Genomic DNA, 15027 nt, shown 5'->3' with positions numbered 1-15027 from the left:
TCGATCAGTCCGGAATCGCTTCAGGGGCTTGCCGAGGGGCGGGCGCCGTCAGGGAGGTGATCTTGATCAGCAGCGCCAAGTGGCCGTTATCGAGATAGTTGAGTTGGCCGTTCTTGGTGTGGCTGTCCTGCTTCAGGCGTTCGCTGGCAGTGACCATGCCGTTGCTGTCGATCTGGTTGACCCAGAAGTCGGCGTTCACGTCGGTGAAGCGCCCGAGTTTCAATTCCAGGGTGCCCTCGATCGGGAACTGGCCGAACTGTTCCTTGCCGTCGCTGACGGCGACCTTGGTCGGCGCTTCGCCGAGGGTCTGCTGCCAGGCCTTGTGCAGCAGCACGCTGTAATCACCGCTGGCGGTGAGTTTGCTGGCAACGTCGCCGAGCGCGGGTGTGCGCAGTCTGTCATCACCCAGGCGTTGAGCGCCGGCGGCCCAGTCTTCCGGGGCGGCACGGCTGACAATCGCCGGTACAGCGTTCTGGCGTACCAGAATCATTTCGACCTGATAAAGGTCATCGGCAAAAACCGAAGGGGCTACCAAGGCAAGTAGCAAAGTCAGTGAGCGAAACAGGCGCATGCGGCGTCCTTCAAACAGTTTTCGGGAGGAGGCGCTCGAACAGCGCCTCTACAGTATTAAAGCGCTCTTCCGGGCGTTCCATTGGCACCTGGAACTTGAACATCGTGGCGCCTTCGAATTTGTAGCGTTTTGGCTGAGTCTGGATCAGTTTGATCAGGGTCATCGGGTCGACTGGCGTCTGTGCGGCGAACTCGATACGTCCACCCTGCGGCCCACCGTCGACCTTCTTGATGCCCAACTGCTCGGCCTGCAACTTCAGTGCGGTAATGCGCACCAGGTTCTTGGTCGGCTCCGGCAGCAGACCGAAACGGTCGATCATCTCCACTTGCAGATCCTTCAGGCCTTCCTCGTCGGTGGCCGAAGCGATGCGCTTGTACAGAATCAGACGGGCGTGAACATCCGGCAGATAGTCTTCCGGAATCAGCGCCGGCACCCGCAGGTTGACCTCCGGGCCTCCGCCGAGCGGTTGATCGAGGTTCGGCTGTTCGCCCTTGCGGATCGACTTCACTGCGCGCTCGAGCATTTCCATGTACAGGGTGAAACCGACTGCCTGAATCTGCCCGCTCTGACCATCGCCCAGCAGTTCGCCGGCGCCACGGATTTCCAGGTCGTTGGTCGCCAGCACGAAACCGGCGCCCAGATCCTGAGTGTTGGCAATCGCTTCCAGACGCTTTTCCGCGTCCGAAGTGATTTGCTGGCGCGGCGGCGTCAGCAGGTACGCATAAGCCTGGTGGTGACTGCGCCCGACGCGTCCACGCAACTGGTGCAATTGCGCCAGGCCGAACTTGTCGGCGCGCTCGATGATGATGGTGTTGGCGCTCGGCACGTCGATGCCGGTCTCGATGATGGTCGAGGCGATCAGCACGTTGAAGCGCTTGTGATAGAAGTCGCTCATCACCTGTTCGAGTTCGCGTTCGCGCATCTGCCCGTGGCCGATGCCGATCCGCGCTTCCGGCACCAGTTCGGCGAGATCCGCCGCGCATTTCTCGATGGTCTTCACGTCGTTGTGCAGGTAGTAAACCTGACCGCCACGCAGCAGTTCACGCAGCAGGGCCTCTTTGACCGTGCTCTTGTTCTGCTCCATGACGAAGGTGCGCACCGACAGGCGTCGCGCCGGCGGCGTGGCGATGATCGACAGGTCGCGCATGCCCGACACCGCCATATTCAGCGTGCGCGGAATCGGCGTGGCGGTCAGCGTAAGAATGTCGACTTCGCTGCGCAGGGCCTTGAGCTGTTCTTTCTGACGCACACCGAAACGGTGTTCTTCGTCGATGATCACCAGACCCAGGTTTTTGATCTTCACGTCGTCGGACAGCAGCTTGTGCGTGCCGATGACGATATCGATCTTGCCTTCCGCGAGATCGGCGATCGCCGCGTTGACTTCCTTGGCCGATTTGAAGCGGCTCATCACTTCCACGGTCACTGGCCAGTCGGCGAAGCGGTCGCGGAAGCTGTTGTAGTGCTGTTGGGCGAGCAGGGTGGTCGGCACCAGAATCGCTACCTGGCGTCCGCCGTGCACGGCGATGAACGCGGCGCGCATCGCCACTTCGGTCTTGCCGAAACCCACGTCGCCGCAGACCAAACGGTCCATCGGCTTTGGCGCGAGCATGTCTTCGCGCACGGCTTCGATGGTCGCTTGCTGGTCCGGCGTTTCTTCGAACGGGAAACCGGCGCTGAAGGTCGCGTAATCGGCTTTCGGGTCGGCAAACGCGTAGCCTTCGCGGGCGGCACGACGGGCATAGATGTCGAGCAGCTCAGCGGCGACATCGCGAACCTGTTCGGCGGCTTTGCGCTTGGCTTTCTGCCAGGTCTCGGAGCCGAGGCGGTGCAACGGCGCCAGCGCGTCATCGCTGCCGGTGTAGCGGGCGATCAGATGCAGGTTGGCCACCGGCACGTATAGCTTGGCGTTCTCCGCGTATTCCAGGGTGAGGAATTCCGCCGCCTGATTGTCGATCTCCAGAATCGTCAGGCCGAGATAGCGACCGACGCCGTGATCGATGTGCACCACCGGTGCGCCTTCGCGCAGTTCGGTGAGGTTCTTGATCACCGCATCGTTGTTGGCGTCGGCGCGCTTTTCGCGACGGCGGCGCTGCATGACTCGCTGACCGAACAGCGGGCTCTCGGCCACCAGTGCCAGCGCCGGGTCGTCGAGCATCAAGCCTTCGTCGAGCGGCGCAATGGTGATCGCCAGACGATCCTTGCTCGAAACGAAGTCCGGCCAACTGTCGACGGTTTTCGGCCGCAGCTTCAGACGTTCCAGCAGTTCCAGCAGGACTTCACGACGGCCCGCGGACTCGGCGGTGAACAGCACACGCCCGGGGAATTCATCGAGAAACGCCGAGAGCGCCGCCAGCGGTTGCGTGGCCTTGGCTTCGATCGCCAGGTTTGGCAGTGCTTGCGCCGGGAAGCGCTCGCGGCCGGCACCGGATTCGACGTCCTGCTGACTGGCGACGACCCGTGGCCAGCTCTTGAGGCGGGCGAAGCAGTCTTCCACCGGCAGGAACAATTCCGCAGGCGGCAATAGTGGGCGCGATGGATCGACGCGGCGCTCTTCGTAGCGATTGCGCACGTCGTTCCAGAAGTTTTCTGCCGCCTGTTCGATGCCCGGCAGCGAGAACACTTGAGTGTCCTGCGGCAGGTAATCGAACAACGTCGAGGTTTCGTCGAAGAACAGCGGCAGGTAGTACTCGATACCGGCTGGGGTGATGCCGCTGCTCAAGTCCTGGAAGATCGGGCAGCGCCGGAAGTCGACGTCGAAACGCTCGCGAAAGCGTGCCTTGAAGCGCGTGACTGCATCTTTCTGCAGCGGGAACTCTCGGGCCGGCAGCAGCTTGACCGAATCGACCTTGTCGATGGAACGCTGGTTTTCCGGATCGAAGGTGCGCAGGGTTTCGATTTCGTCGTCGAACAGGTCGATGCGATAGGGCAGTTTGCTGCCCATCGGGAACAGGTCGATCAGCGCACCGCGTACGGTGAACTCGCCGTGCTCGTAAACCGTATCGACGTAGCGATAGCCGCTGGCTTCCAGGCGCGCGCGCATCTGTTCGACATCGAGCTTCTGGCCGACATCCAGCACCAGACTGCTGCCGAGCAGGAATTTGGTTGGCGCCAGGCGGTGCAGGGCGGTGGTGATCGGAACCACCAGCACGCCGTGCGCCAGTTCCGGCAGTCTATAAAGGCTGGCGATACGCTGGGAAATGATGTCCTGGTGCGGCGAGAACAGATCGTACGGCAGGGTTTCCCAGTCGGGAAAATGCAGAACCGGCAAATCCGGGGCGAAGAAGCTCAGCTCCTGCTCCAGCCGTTCGGCACTCTGGCTGTCGGCGGTCAGTAGCAGCGTGAAGCGCTTGGCTGCGCTGGCAGCCTCGGCAATCGCCAGGCTGAGGGCGGCACCGGGCAAGTTGCCCCAATGCTGTTTACCTGCCGCGGCAGGGAGAAGCGGTAGACGCAGAACAGGCACGGAAGGTTGAGCTCCAGGCGTTGCGACAAAGTCGGTAATTGTAGCGGCGTCCGGTGCCGCCTGTCAGTTGCAGACTGCGTCTATCTTCGCGGTTTGCGCGAAATGTAGTGGTAACCATAAAAACGAGCACTTTTTTAGTGGTTATGTAGTGCCGAAATCGACTGGTGTTACGGAGGGTTACAGACATCGTCTAACAGTCGTCGAAAAATTGACTGCGCTGAAAGCCCCGGTTTTACTGGGCTGGCGCGGGGCGTAATTTTTTTGAACGGAATTTTGTTACCGATTGCGCGACAAGCGCGCATTGCTACAAGAGGTTCTCGGCGGCATAATGTAGCCCCTTTTTTCTGCCCCTACATGTGGAAGGTTCCCGTGACTCAGAAGCCCGACCAGTGTCTTGGTGAATGGATCGACCGTGAAGCACTCGCAGAAGCGATGATTCCGCTTATCGGTCAGCTCTACCGCAATAACAACGTGGTGAGCTCGATCTATGGCCGCAGCCTGATCAACCAGTCTGTCATCGCGATTCTCAAAGCTCACCGCTTTGCTCGCCACCGTTCCTCCGACGATAGCGAACTCTCCGTCCACGAAACATTCCCTCTGCTTAAAGCCATGAGCGAGCTCAAGCTCGGCGCGGCTTCGGTAGACCTGGGCAAGTTGGCGTTCAAATTCCGCAGCGAAGGCAATGGCCGCAGCGCCGAGCAGTTCGTTCGTGAAGAACTGGCTGATGTGGTTGGTCAGCAAAACGCTTCGGCCCGTAAAGGCACTGACGTTGTGCTGTACGGCTTCGGTCGTATCGGCCGTCTGCTGGCGCGCATCCTGATCGAGAAAACCGGTGGTGGCGACGGTCTGCGTCTGCGTGCCATCGTCGTGCGCAAAGGCGCCGAAAACGACCTGACCAAACGCGCCAGCCTGCTGCGTCGCGATTCGGTACACGGTCCGTTCAACGGCACCATCGTCATCGACGAAGAAAACAACACCATCACCGCCAACGGTAACCTGATCCAGGTGATCTACGCGAAGAACCCGACCGAGGTGGATTACACCCAGTACGGCATCAAAGACGCGCTGCTGGTGGACAACACCGGTGTATGGCGTGACGCCGATGGCCTGGGTCAGCACCTGCAATGCCCGGGTGTTGCTCGCGTTGTTCTGACCGCGCCTGGCAAAGGCAAGCTGAAGAACATCGTTCACGGTATCAACCACAACGAAATCACCGCTGACGACAAGATCGTGTCCGCCGCTTCCTGCACCACCAACGCCATCGTGCCGGTGCTGAAGGCTGTGAATGACAAGTTCGGCATCATCAACGGTCACGTCGAAACCGTTCACTCGTACACCAACGACCAGAACCTGATCGACAACTTCCACAAGGGCGATCGCCGTGGTCGTTCCGCCGCGCTGAACATGGTCATCACCGAGACCGGTGCTGCCACCGCTGCTGCCAAGGCCCTGCCTGAGCTGGCCGGCAAGCTGACCGGTAACGCGATCCGCGTTCCGACGCCAAACGTGTCGATGGCCATTCTCAACCTCAACCTTGAGAAAGCCGCCAGCCGTGAAGAGATGAACGAGTACCTGCGCTACATGGCGCTGCACTCCGATCTGCACAAGCAAATCGACTTCGTCAACTCGCAGGAAGTGGTGTCCACTGACTTCGTGGGTTCGCGTCACGCCGGTGTGGTCGATGCTGAAGCAACCATCGTTCAGGACAACCGCGTTGTTCTGTACGTCTGGTACGACAACGAGTTCGGCTACAGCTGCCAGGTGGTTCGCGTGATGGAAGACATGGCCGGTGTAAACCCGCCAGCGTTCCCGCGCTAAGCCTTAGCTGCAAATGAAAACGCCCCGACTTTGGTCGGGGCGTTTTTTTATGCCTGCTGAATTTTTATTGCCTGTGTTGGCCTCTTCGGGAGCAAGCCCCCTCCCACAGGTTTGGCGGTGTTCACATCACACCGGACACTGTGGGAGGGGGCTTGCTCCCGAAGGCGTCCTATCGGGCGCCGCCGACTATCGAGGCCTGCGCAGTCCGCAGCTCATGCTTGTTGCCACGGAACAGCACCAGCGTCGCAATCAGCCCCAGCACCGCCGCACCGCTGAGCCAGATCCCCGGCGCAGCCTTGTTGTCCAGCACATGGATCAGGTAAGTACAGGCCGCTGGCGTAAAGCCGCCAAAGGTCGCCGTCGCCAGGCTATAGGCCAGCGAGAACCCGGTCGTGCGCACTTCCACCGGCATGATTTCGGTCAGCGCCACCACCATCGCCCCGTTGTACGAACCGTACAGGAACGACAGCCACAGTTCGACGATCAGCAAATGACTGAAGCTCGGGTTCGCCACCAGCCACGACAATGCAGGATAAGCGGTCAGGATTGCCAGAATGGTCGCCGCCAGCAGTAGGGGTTTGCGACCGATCTTGTCGGAGACCGAGCCCATCACCGGCAGCCAGAAGAAGTTCGACAGGCCGATGCACACGGTCACCAGCAGCGCGTCGAAGTCCGACAGATGCAGTTCGGCCTTGCCGAAGGTCGGGGTGTAGGCGGTGATCAGGTAGAACGAAACCGTGGTCATCACCACCAGCGCCATGCCGGCGATGACGATGCCAAAGTTCTGGCCGATCGAACGGACGATTTCGCGCAGGGTAGGGCGATGTTTACGCGCCTGGAATTCCGGCGTTTCTTCCAGCGAGCGACGAATTACGAAGATCACCGGAACGATCATGCAGCCGATCAGGAACGGCACGCGCCAGCCCCAGTCACCCATCTGTTCCGGGCTCAGCCAGTGGTTGAGACCCACCCCGAGCAGGCCGGCAAAGACCACCGCTGCTTGCTGGCTTGCCGACTGCCAACTGACGAAAAAGCCCTTGCGGCCCGGTGTGGCGATTTCCGCCAGGTACACCGAAACACCGCCCAGCTCGACGCCGGCCGAGAAGCCTTGCAACAAACGACCGAATAGCACGATCAGCGGGGCGGCGACGCCGAGGGTGGCGTAACCGGGGACGCAGGCAATCAGCACCGTACCGGCGGCCATCAGCGCCAGCGTAATGATCAGGCCCTGGCGCCGGCCATGGCGGTCGATATAGGCACCGAGGAAAATCGCTCCCAGCGGACGCATCAGGAAGCCGGCACCGAACGTCGCCAGGGAGAGCATCAGGGAAGCGAAGGCGCTGTCGGCCGGGAAGAAGGTTTTGGCAATGGCCGTTGCGTAGAAGCCATAGACCATAAAGTCGAACATCTCGAGAAAATTGCCGCTGACAACGCGAAAAATCGCTTTGCCTTTGCCCGTGGTGGAGGACATTGGTTCGTACTCTCTGTTGGCTGTCTTATTGGAAATCCCTGAACTAGACACGTCCTCGCCGTCACGCGGCAAACTCAGGCAGTACCCGTGAACAGTTTTGTAACCATATGTGTATAAAGAACGTTAGGCAACAATTGGTTAGGGCACTGCTTAAACGATATAGCCATTACGAAGGCCAGCATGACGCTATCAAGCGAATGAAAACCTGTAGGAGCTGCGGAACGCTGCGATCTTTTGATGTTGCTTAAAAAGATCAAAAGCAAAAGATCGCAGCCTCGTTTCACTCGGCAGCTTCTACAGGTTCTGGCGCATAATCTTCAGCTTTGTGTGGGGAGTAGGGGATTTGTCTAAAAGGAGGCTGATCAGCCTTTTGCTGCTGTTGGGCAGCTTGTCCGGCTGCGGCAACGGCGATTCCATGGAAAGCTTCGGCGGCCCGACCATGGGCAGCACCTATTCAATCAAGTATGTGCGCCACGCCGGTCTTCCCGAGGTCGCGCAGGTCCAGCTTGAAGTGGAAAAAATCCTCACCGACGTCGATCAGCAGATGTCGACCTATCGCGGTGACTCAGACATCGAGCGCTTCAATGCTTTGCCGGCGAACAGCTGTCAGACCATGCCGGCTGCCGTGCTCGAATTGGTCCGTGTCGGCGAACAGCTGTCAGAGCAAAGCGAAGGTTCCTACGACCTGACCGTCGAGCCGCTGATGAACCTGTGGGGGTTCGGCCCGCAAGGGCGTGAAGAGAAAGTCCCCAGTCCCGCCGCACTGTCCGAAACCCTTGAGCGGGTCGGCTACCACCATTTGCATATCGACGGCGACCGCTTGTGCAAGGATGCGCCGGTCGAAGTCGACTTCAACAGCATCGCCGCCGGTTACGCCGTCGACACCATCGCAGCCAGGCTCGAGTCGATGGGGATCCATGACTATCTCGCCGAAGCCACCGGTGAGCTAAAGGCCAAGGGCAAGAAGCTTGATGGTTCGTCCTGGCGTATTGCGCTGGAAGAACCGCGAGACGATCAACAGGTGGCCGAACGGATCATTCAGGTCGACGGCTACGGCGTTTCCACCTCCGGTGATTACCGCAACTATTTCCTGCAGGATGGCCGGCGCTATTCCCACACCTTCGATGCGCGTAGCGGGGCGCCGGTCCTACACAACCTGGCGTCGGTCACGGTGATTCATCCTTCAGCGTTGATGGCCGATGGACTATCGACGCTGTTGCTGATTCTCGGGCCTGAAAGGGCTTGGGACTATGCCGAAAAACATGACATTGGTGCATTCTTCGTCATTCGTGCCGATACAGGTTTCGTTATCCGCACCAGTACGGCTTTCGAGCGCCTCAATCACGCAAAAGTTGACTGAAAACAGTACGAAAGCTGGCGTTGTAGTGCAGGCAAAAGTAGCCTACGACGCGACCAAGGGTTAATGTGCGCGGCGTTGACGCTTCTATAGACTGTGTCCGGGTTCTTTACTGACCCCCAATTGTTCCTTCGCGCCGCGATTCGGCGTGATTTAGCCGCCGGTGCTGCTGGCACCGCGGCCTGTTCTGAGGAGTACGCATGGCTGTCTACAACTACGACGTGGTGGTGTTGGGTTCCGGCCCGGCGGGAGAAGGCGCGGCAATGAACGCCGCCAAAGCAGGGCGCAAGGTGGCGATGGTCGATAGCCGTCGCCAGGTCGGCGGTAACTGCACCCACCTGGGAACCATCCCGTCCAAGGCCCTGCGTCACTCGGTCCGGCAGATCATGCAGTTCAACACCAACCCGATGTTCCGGGCGATCGGCGAGCCGCGCTGGTTCTCCTTCCCGGACGTGTTGAAAAGCGCCGAGAAAGTCATTTCCAAACAAGTCGCTTCGCGTACCGGCTACTACGCCCGTAACCGCGTCGACGTGTTCTTCGGCACCGGCAGCTTCGCCGACGAGCAAACCATCGAAGTGGTCTGCGCCAACGGTGTGGTCGAGAAGCTGGTGGCCAAGCACATCATCATCGCCACCGGTTCGCGCCCGTATCGTCCGGCGGACATCGATTTCCACCACCCGCGTATCTACGATAGCGACACCATCCTCAGCCTCGGCCACACTCCGCGCAAACTGATCGTTTACGGCGCCGGCGTGATCGGTTGCGAATACGCCTCGATCTTCAGCGGTCTGGGGGTACTGGTTGAACTGGTGGACAACCGTGGTCAGTTGCTGAGCTTCCTCGACTCGGAAATCTCCCAGGCGTTGAGCTACCACTTCAGCAACAACAACATCACTGTGCGCCACAACGAGGACTACGATCGCGTTGAAGGTGTGGACAACGGTGTGATCCTGCACCTGAAGTCCGGCAAGAAGATCAAGGCCGACGCCTTGCTCTGGTGCAACGGCCGTACTGGCAACACCGACCAGCTCGGTCTGGAAAACATCGGCGTCAAGGTCAACAGCCGTGGCCAGATCGAAGTCGACGAGGCCTACCGCACTTGCGTGCCGAACATCTACGGCGCTGGCGACGTGATCGGCTGGCCGAGCCTGGCCAGTGCGGCCCACGACCAGGGTCGTTCGGCTGCCGGCAGCATCGTTGATAACGGTAGCTGGCGCTTTGTGAATGACGTGCCGACCGGCATCTACACCATTCCGGAGATCAGCTCGATCGGCAAGAACGAGCAGGAGCTGACCCAGGCCAAAGTGCCGTACGAAGTCGGCAAAGCGTTCTTCAAGAGCATGGCGCGTGCACAGATCGCCGGCGAGCCGCAAGGCATGCTGAAGATCCTGTTCCACCGTGAAACCCTGGAAGTGCTGGGTGTTCACTGCTTCGGTTATCAGGCGTCGGAGATCGTGCACATCGGTCAGGCGATCATGAGCCAGCCTGGCGAGTTGAACACCCTGAAGTACTTCGTCAACACCACGTTCAACTACCCGACCATGGCCGAAGCCTATCGGGTAGCGGCGTACGACGGCCTCAACCGGCTTTTTTGACGGGCTCCGGCCGGTGGCCTGAGCCGGCCGGGGAGACCGATTTCAGCAATTCTCGAGGGTGGCAGTGGCCAAACCGGGAAAGTCTGTAATCAGGCTGTCAACGCCGAAGTCGGCGAGTCTGCGCATCAGCGCAGGCTCGTTGACGGTCCACACCGACACATGCAGCCCCTGACGCTGCGCCTTCTGCAGGCGTTCCGGCGTACACAGCGTCCAGTTCAACGCCAGAATCTCACAGCCATAGCTGGCCGCGACCTTTAGCGGGTCGAGCCAGGCGTATTCGGCCACCAGCCCCCGCGACACGTCCGGCACCAGATCCAGCGCCGCCTTCAGCACTTCCCGCGAACTCGAAGTAATGGTGACCTTGTCCAGCAATCCATGACGCTGGGCCATCTCGCGAATCGCCAGCACGGTGGTCGCCGCGCGGGTGCGCGATGCACTTTTGACTTCCAGCTGCCAGTGCTCGAAATCACATTTTTCGAACAGCTCTTCCAGTGTCGGAATCGGGCACGGCTTGATCCAGCCCGGGCCGCCCTTGCGCGCGTCGTAGGTCACCAGTTCGGCGGCGGTGTGCTCGACCACCTTTCCGCGCCGGTCGGTGGTGCGCTTGAGGGTCGGGTCGTGGATCACCATCAGCTCGCCGTCCTTCGACAGGTGCAGATCCAGTTCACAACGGCGTACGCCGTGCTTGAGACATTCCTGAAAACTGGTCAGGGTGTTTTCCGGTGCTTCGCCCTTGGCGCCGCGGTGGCCGTAGATGAGGGTCACGGTGCTTCCTTAATTTAAATGCCTGATTCGTTCTGTTCACGGGCCAGGCGTCGTTCCTGGGCCTGTTTCTGCAGGATATAGCGGGCGAGCAACTGGCGCTGGGCGTCGGTCAAGTGTTCGAACTCGGTGCCGACGTCGTAGCCATCGCCCTTGCGGTCGCAATGGGTGACGCGGGCGCGTAGCAACAGACCCAGCGCCTGCGGCATCAGCACCAGTTTCACCGACAGGTGCGCGCCAGTGGCCAGCGCGGTCGGGTGCTGAAAATCGATCCCGCCTTCGGAGATGATCACCGGTTGCGGCTCGCCGATATGGCCGAGCACGGTCAGGGCGACCACCTGGCTGAGCAGGTCGATACGTTTGTTCTGGGATTTGAGGAACGCGGCGATGGCCCGGTCGCGCTCGCTGATCTGGCGCAACAGGTGCTGCGACTCGAATTCGCTCAGGTGCAGTTCGCTGAGCAGGTTGAACAGCGGGGAAGCATCCTGCAACACTTCCTGGCCAGCGGCTTCGGGAGCGGACAGGGGCCGAATTTCCAGTGCGATCGTGTCCTCGATACGGTAGTATTCGCGGCGATCTTCTTCATCTAATGTCGACATGGCGAACCCATGGTAGCGGCGGTGGTCTGAGTGTAAAGCTGGTTATCGACCCCCGCCACAAGGACGTTCCTTTTCCCTCCGAACAAGCCCCGACATGTTCAGACCTCTCTTCGTATTTATCGGCACGCGTTATACCCGTGCAAAGCGTCGCAATCATTTTGTGTCATTCATTTCCCTGACTTCGATGATCGGGCTCGCCCTTGGCGTGGTCGTGATGATCGTGGTGCTATCGGTGATGAACGGCTTCGATCATGAGATGCGCACCCGCGTGCTGGGCATGGTGCCCCACGCGACTCTTGAAACCGGCGAACCGATCAACGATTGGCAAAGCCTCGCCGCCAAGGTCAAGCGCAACCCGGAGGTGACGGCCGTTGCGCCGTTCACTCAGATGCAGGGTTTGCTGACCAACAACGGCCAGGTGTCCAAGGTGTTGCTCAACGCCATCGACCCCGCGCTCGAGCGCAATGTGTCGATCATCGACAACTTCATGAAGCAGGGCAAACTCGACGACCTGACGCCGGGCAGCTTCGGCATCGTCATCGGCGACAAGGCCGCGACCAAGCTCGGCGTGGGCCTCGGTGACAAGGTCACCTTCGTCGCGCCGGAGGTCAGCGTGACCCCGGCCGGGATGTTCCCGCGCATGAAGCGTTTCACCGTGGTCGGCATCTTTCATGTCGGCGCCGGTGAGCTGGACGGCTATCTGGGCGTCACCAACTTGCAGGATCTGGCGAAGATGCACCGCTGGAAGCCTGATCAGGTGCAGGGCATCCGGTTGAAGTTCGATGATCTGTTCCAGGCGCCGCGCGTGGCCTGGACCATCGCCCAGCAACTGGGCGAAGACCATTACTACGCCCGCGACTGGACCCGCACCCACGGCAATCTGTATCAGGCGATCCGCATGGAAAAAGCCATGATCGGGCTGCTGTTGCTGCTGATCGTCGCGGTCGCCGCGTTCAACATCATTTCCACGCTGGTGATGGTGGTGAATGACAAGAAGAGCGACATCGCCATTCTGCGCACCCTCGGCGCTACGCCAGGGACGATCATGCGCACGTTCATGGTGCAGGGCACCGTGATCGGCGTGGTCGGCACCGCCATCGGCGCGGTGGTCGGGATTCTCGCGGCGTTGAACGTCAGCGCGGCGATTTCCGCCCTCGAAGGGCTGATCGGCCACAAGTTCCTCAACGCCGATGTGTATTTCATTGATTACCTGCCGTCGCAGGTGCAGAGCCAGGACGTGGTCATGGTCTGCGCGGCTGCGTTGGTCCTGAGTTTCCTCGCCACCCTGTATCCCGCCTGGCGTGCCGCGCGCACCCAGCCGGCGGAGGCGCTACGTTATGAGTGAGTCGGGCATGAGTGATAAAGCAATCTTGAGCTGCCGCAACCTCGGCAAATCCTACGAGGAAGGCCCGGAGTCGGTGCAAGTGTTGGCCGGTCTGCAACTGGAGTTGCACCCGGGCGAGCGTGTCGCGATCGTCGGCAAATCCGGTTCGGGCAAAAGTACCTTGCTCAACCTGCTGGGCGGTCTCGATACGCCGACCGAGGGCAGCGTCTGGCTCGACGGTGAAGAACTGTCGGCCCTGAGCGAGAAGAAGCGTGGCCTGCTGCGTAACCGTGCCTTGGGGTTCGTGTACCAGTTCCACCACTTGCTGCCGGAGTTCACCGCGCTGGAAAACGTCTGCATGCCGCTGCTGATCGGCAAGACTGCGATCCCGGAAGCACGTCAGCGCGCTACGGCGTTGCTCGAGCGCGTAGGTCTGGGTCATCGCCTGGAGCACAAACCGGCCGAGCTGTCCGGTGGTGAACGCCAGCGTGTGGCTATCGCCCGTGCACTGGTGAACAATCCAGGCCTGGTAATGCTCGATGAGCCAACCGGCAACCTCGATTCGCACACCGCCGAAGGCATTCAGGACTTGATGCTGGAACTCAGCACTTCGATGCGCACCGCGTTCCTGGTGGTGACTCACGACATGAACCTGGCCCGCCAGATGGACCGCGTCCTGCAATTGCAGGAAGGCTGCTTGACCACCATCTGACCGACCGAAACCCGGTGCCTGAAAAGGCATCGGGTCTTTTATTTTTATACGGTGCCCCAGCGAATGTTCAGACCGTTATCGATCTTTATCGGCACGCGCTATACCCGCGCCAAACGCCGCAATCGCTTTGTTTCGTTCATCTCGATGACTTCGATGATCGGGCTCGCCCTCGGCGTGCTGGCGATGATCGTGGTGCTGTCGGTGATGAACGGTTTCCAGCGCGAGATGAGCTCGCGCATCCTCGGCATGGTGCCGCACGCGACCATCGTTGGCGTCAAGCCGATCGATGACTGGCAGCCAGTGGCCGCTGCCGCGCTGAAAAATCCCGAAGTGACCGCCGCCGTGCCGTTCACCGAGATGGAAGGCATGCTGTCCTACAAGGGCTCGATGCAGCCAATCCAGATCAGCGGTGTCGATCCGGCCCAGGAAGGCAAGGTGTCGATCGTGGCCCAGCACATCGTGCAGGGCCGTCTTGATGATCTGAAACCCGGCGAGTTCGGTGTGGTGATCGGTGAAATCACCGCGCGGCGCTTCCGTCTCAATGTCGGTGACAAGATCACCCTGATCGTGCCGGAAGTCAGCACCGCACCGGGGGGCATCACCCCGCGCATGCAGCGCTTGAACGTGGTCGGTGTGTTCAAGGTCGGCGCCGAGCTGGACGGTTCGATGGGCCTGATTCACGTGGCCGATGCCGCGACCATGCAGCACTGGCAGCCGAATCAGGTGCAGAGCGTGCGCCTGGCGGTGAAGGACCTGTACGCCGCGCCGAAAGTCTCCTCGGACATCGCCGCGGGCCTCGGTGCCGACTTCAAGGCGGATGACTGGACCCACACCCAGGGCAGCCTGTTCAGCGCGATGAAAATGGAAAAAACCATGATCGGCCTGCTGTTGCTGATGATCGTCGCCGTGGCGGCGTTCAACATCATCGCCACGCTGATCATGGTGGTGAACGACAAGGGCGCGGACATCGCGATCCTGCGCACCATCGGCGCCACGCCACGGCAGATCATGGCGATCTTCATGGTGCAGGGCACGGTGATCGGCATTGTCGGCACACTGATTGGCGGCGTGCTCGGGGTGATCGCGGCGCTCAACGTCAGTGAAATGGTTGGCTGGGTCGAGCGTGTCACCGGCCAGCACATCTTCAGTTCCGATGTGTACTTCGTCAGCAACCTGCCTTCGGAATTGCAGGGCGGGGATGTGCTGTTGATCTGCTCGGCAGGCTTTATTCTGAGCTTCCTGGCGACGGTGTACCCGGCGTTGCGGGCGGCGAAGATCGAGCCGGCTCACGCGTTGAGATATTCGTAAGCGCCAATACCGCCTTCGCGAGCAAGCCCGCTCCCACAGGGGATTTGTGT

General features: G+C 60.5%; 11 protein-coding genes. 6 read left to right on the top strand and 5 right to left on the bottom strand.

Going from position 1 to position 15027, the window contains the following annotated elements:
* Positions 1-4: 4 nt before the first annotated feature.
* Positions 5-571, bottom strand: coding sequence for a CsiV family protein (locus V9L13_RS11420; RefSeq protein ID WP_338802549.1), 567 nt, complete (start codon positions 569-571; stop codon positions 5-7).
* A gap of 10 nt (positions 572-581) precedes the next feature.
* Positions 582-4031 carry a transcription-repair coupling factor gene (mfd, locus tag V9L13_RS11415; protein ID WP_103521281.1) on the bottom strand — a complete coding sequence of 1150 codons (3450 nt, stop codon included), beginning with the start codon at positions 4029-4031 and terminating at the stop codon, positions 582-584.
* Between the two features lie 354 nt (positions 4032-4385).
* Between mfd and V9L13_RS11410 the strand changes: the two genes are divergently transcribed.
* Positions 4386-5849, top strand: a complete 1464-nt coding sequence (locus tag V9L13_RS11410) for a glyceraldehyde-3-phosphate dehydrogenase (RefSeq protein ID WP_003226583.1) — start codon at positions 4386-4388, stop codon at positions 5847-5849.
* 169 nt (positions 5850-6018) lie between these two features.
* Here V9L13_RS11410 and V9L13_RS11405 read toward each other — a convergent pair whose 3' ends face one another.
* Positions 6019-7320, bottom strand: coding sequence for an MFS transporter (locus V9L13_RS11405; RefSeq protein ID WP_003226582.1), 1302 nt, complete (start codon positions 7318-7320; stop codon positions 6019-6021).
* A 415-nt stretch (positions 7321-7735) separates the two neighbouring features.
* Here V9L13_RS11405 and V9L13_RS11400 point away from each other — a divergent pair, with 415 nt between their 5' ends.
* Both V9L13_RS11400 and sthA read left to right on the top strand, forming a co-directional pair.
* Positions 7736-8680 carry an FAD:protein FMN transferase gene (locus V9L13_RS11400; protein WP_338802861.1) on the top strand — a complete coding sequence of 315 codons (945 nt, stop codon included), beginning with the start codon at positions 7736-7738 and terminating at the stop codon, positions 8678-8680.
* A 197-nt stretch (positions 8681-8877) separates the two neighbouring features.
* Positions 8878-10272 (top strand): Si-specific NAD(P)(+) transhydrogenase, encoded by a 1395-nt coding sequence (sthA, locus tag V9L13_RS11395; RefSeq protein WP_064117858.1) that lies wholly within the window; start codon positions 8878-8880, stop codon positions 10270-10272.
* A 42-nt stretch (positions 10273-10314) separates the two neighbouring features.
* On the opposite strand, the gene V9L13_RS11390 is transcribed toward sthA, so the two are convergent.
* Positions 10315-11037: a glycerophosphodiester phosphodiesterase family protein gene (locus V9L13_RS11390; protein ID WP_003226579.1), complete on the bottom strand. Its 723-nt coding sequence runs from the start codon at positions 11035-11037 to the stop codon at positions 10315-10317.
* A 14-nt stretch (positions 11038-11051) separates the two neighbouring features.
* Positions 11052-11633 (bottom strand): PilZ domain-containing protein, encoded by a 582-nt coding sequence (locus V9L13_RS11385; RefSeq protein WP_003226578.1) that lies wholly within the window; start codon positions 11631-11633, stop codon positions 11052-11054.
* 94 nt (positions 11634-11727) lie between these two features.
* On the opposite strand from V9L13_RS11385, the gene V9L13_RS11380 reads away from it, so the two are divergent.
* The 3 genes from V9L13_RS11380 (at position 11728) to V9L13_RS11370 (ending at position 14977) form a co-directional block, all read left to right on the top strand.
* Positions 11728-12978: a lipoprotein-releasing ABC transporter permease subunit gene (locus tag V9L13_RS11380; protein WP_003226577.1), complete on the top strand. Its 1251-nt coding sequence runs from the start codon at positions 11728-11730 to the stop codon at positions 12976-12978.
* 7 nt (positions 12979-12985) lie between these two features.
* Complete coding sequence (gene lolD / locus V9L13_RS11375; protein WP_177327499.1) at positions 12986-13669, top strand: lipoprotein-releasing ABC transporter ATP-binding protein LolD; 684 nt, start codon at positions 12986-12988, stop codon at positions 13667-13669.
* 63 nt (positions 13670-13732) lie between these two features.
* A complete protein-coding gene (locus V9L13_RS11370; protein WP_103485785.1) occupies positions 13733-14977 on the top strand; it encodes a lipoprotein-releasing ABC transporter permease subunit in 1245 nt (414 codons plus the stop codon).
* Positions 14978-15027 lie beyond the last annotated feature (50 nt).

The sequence above is a fragment of the Pseudomonas sp. RSB 5.4 genome, assembly GCF_037126175.1.
Taxonomy (GTDB): Bacteria; Pseudomonadota; Gammaproteobacteria; order Pseudomonadales; family Pseudomonadaceae; genus Aquipseudomonas; species Aquipseudomonas fluorescens_H.
Note: the sequence above shows the minus strand (reverse complement) of the source record. Positions and strands in the feature narration are given on the sequence as shown.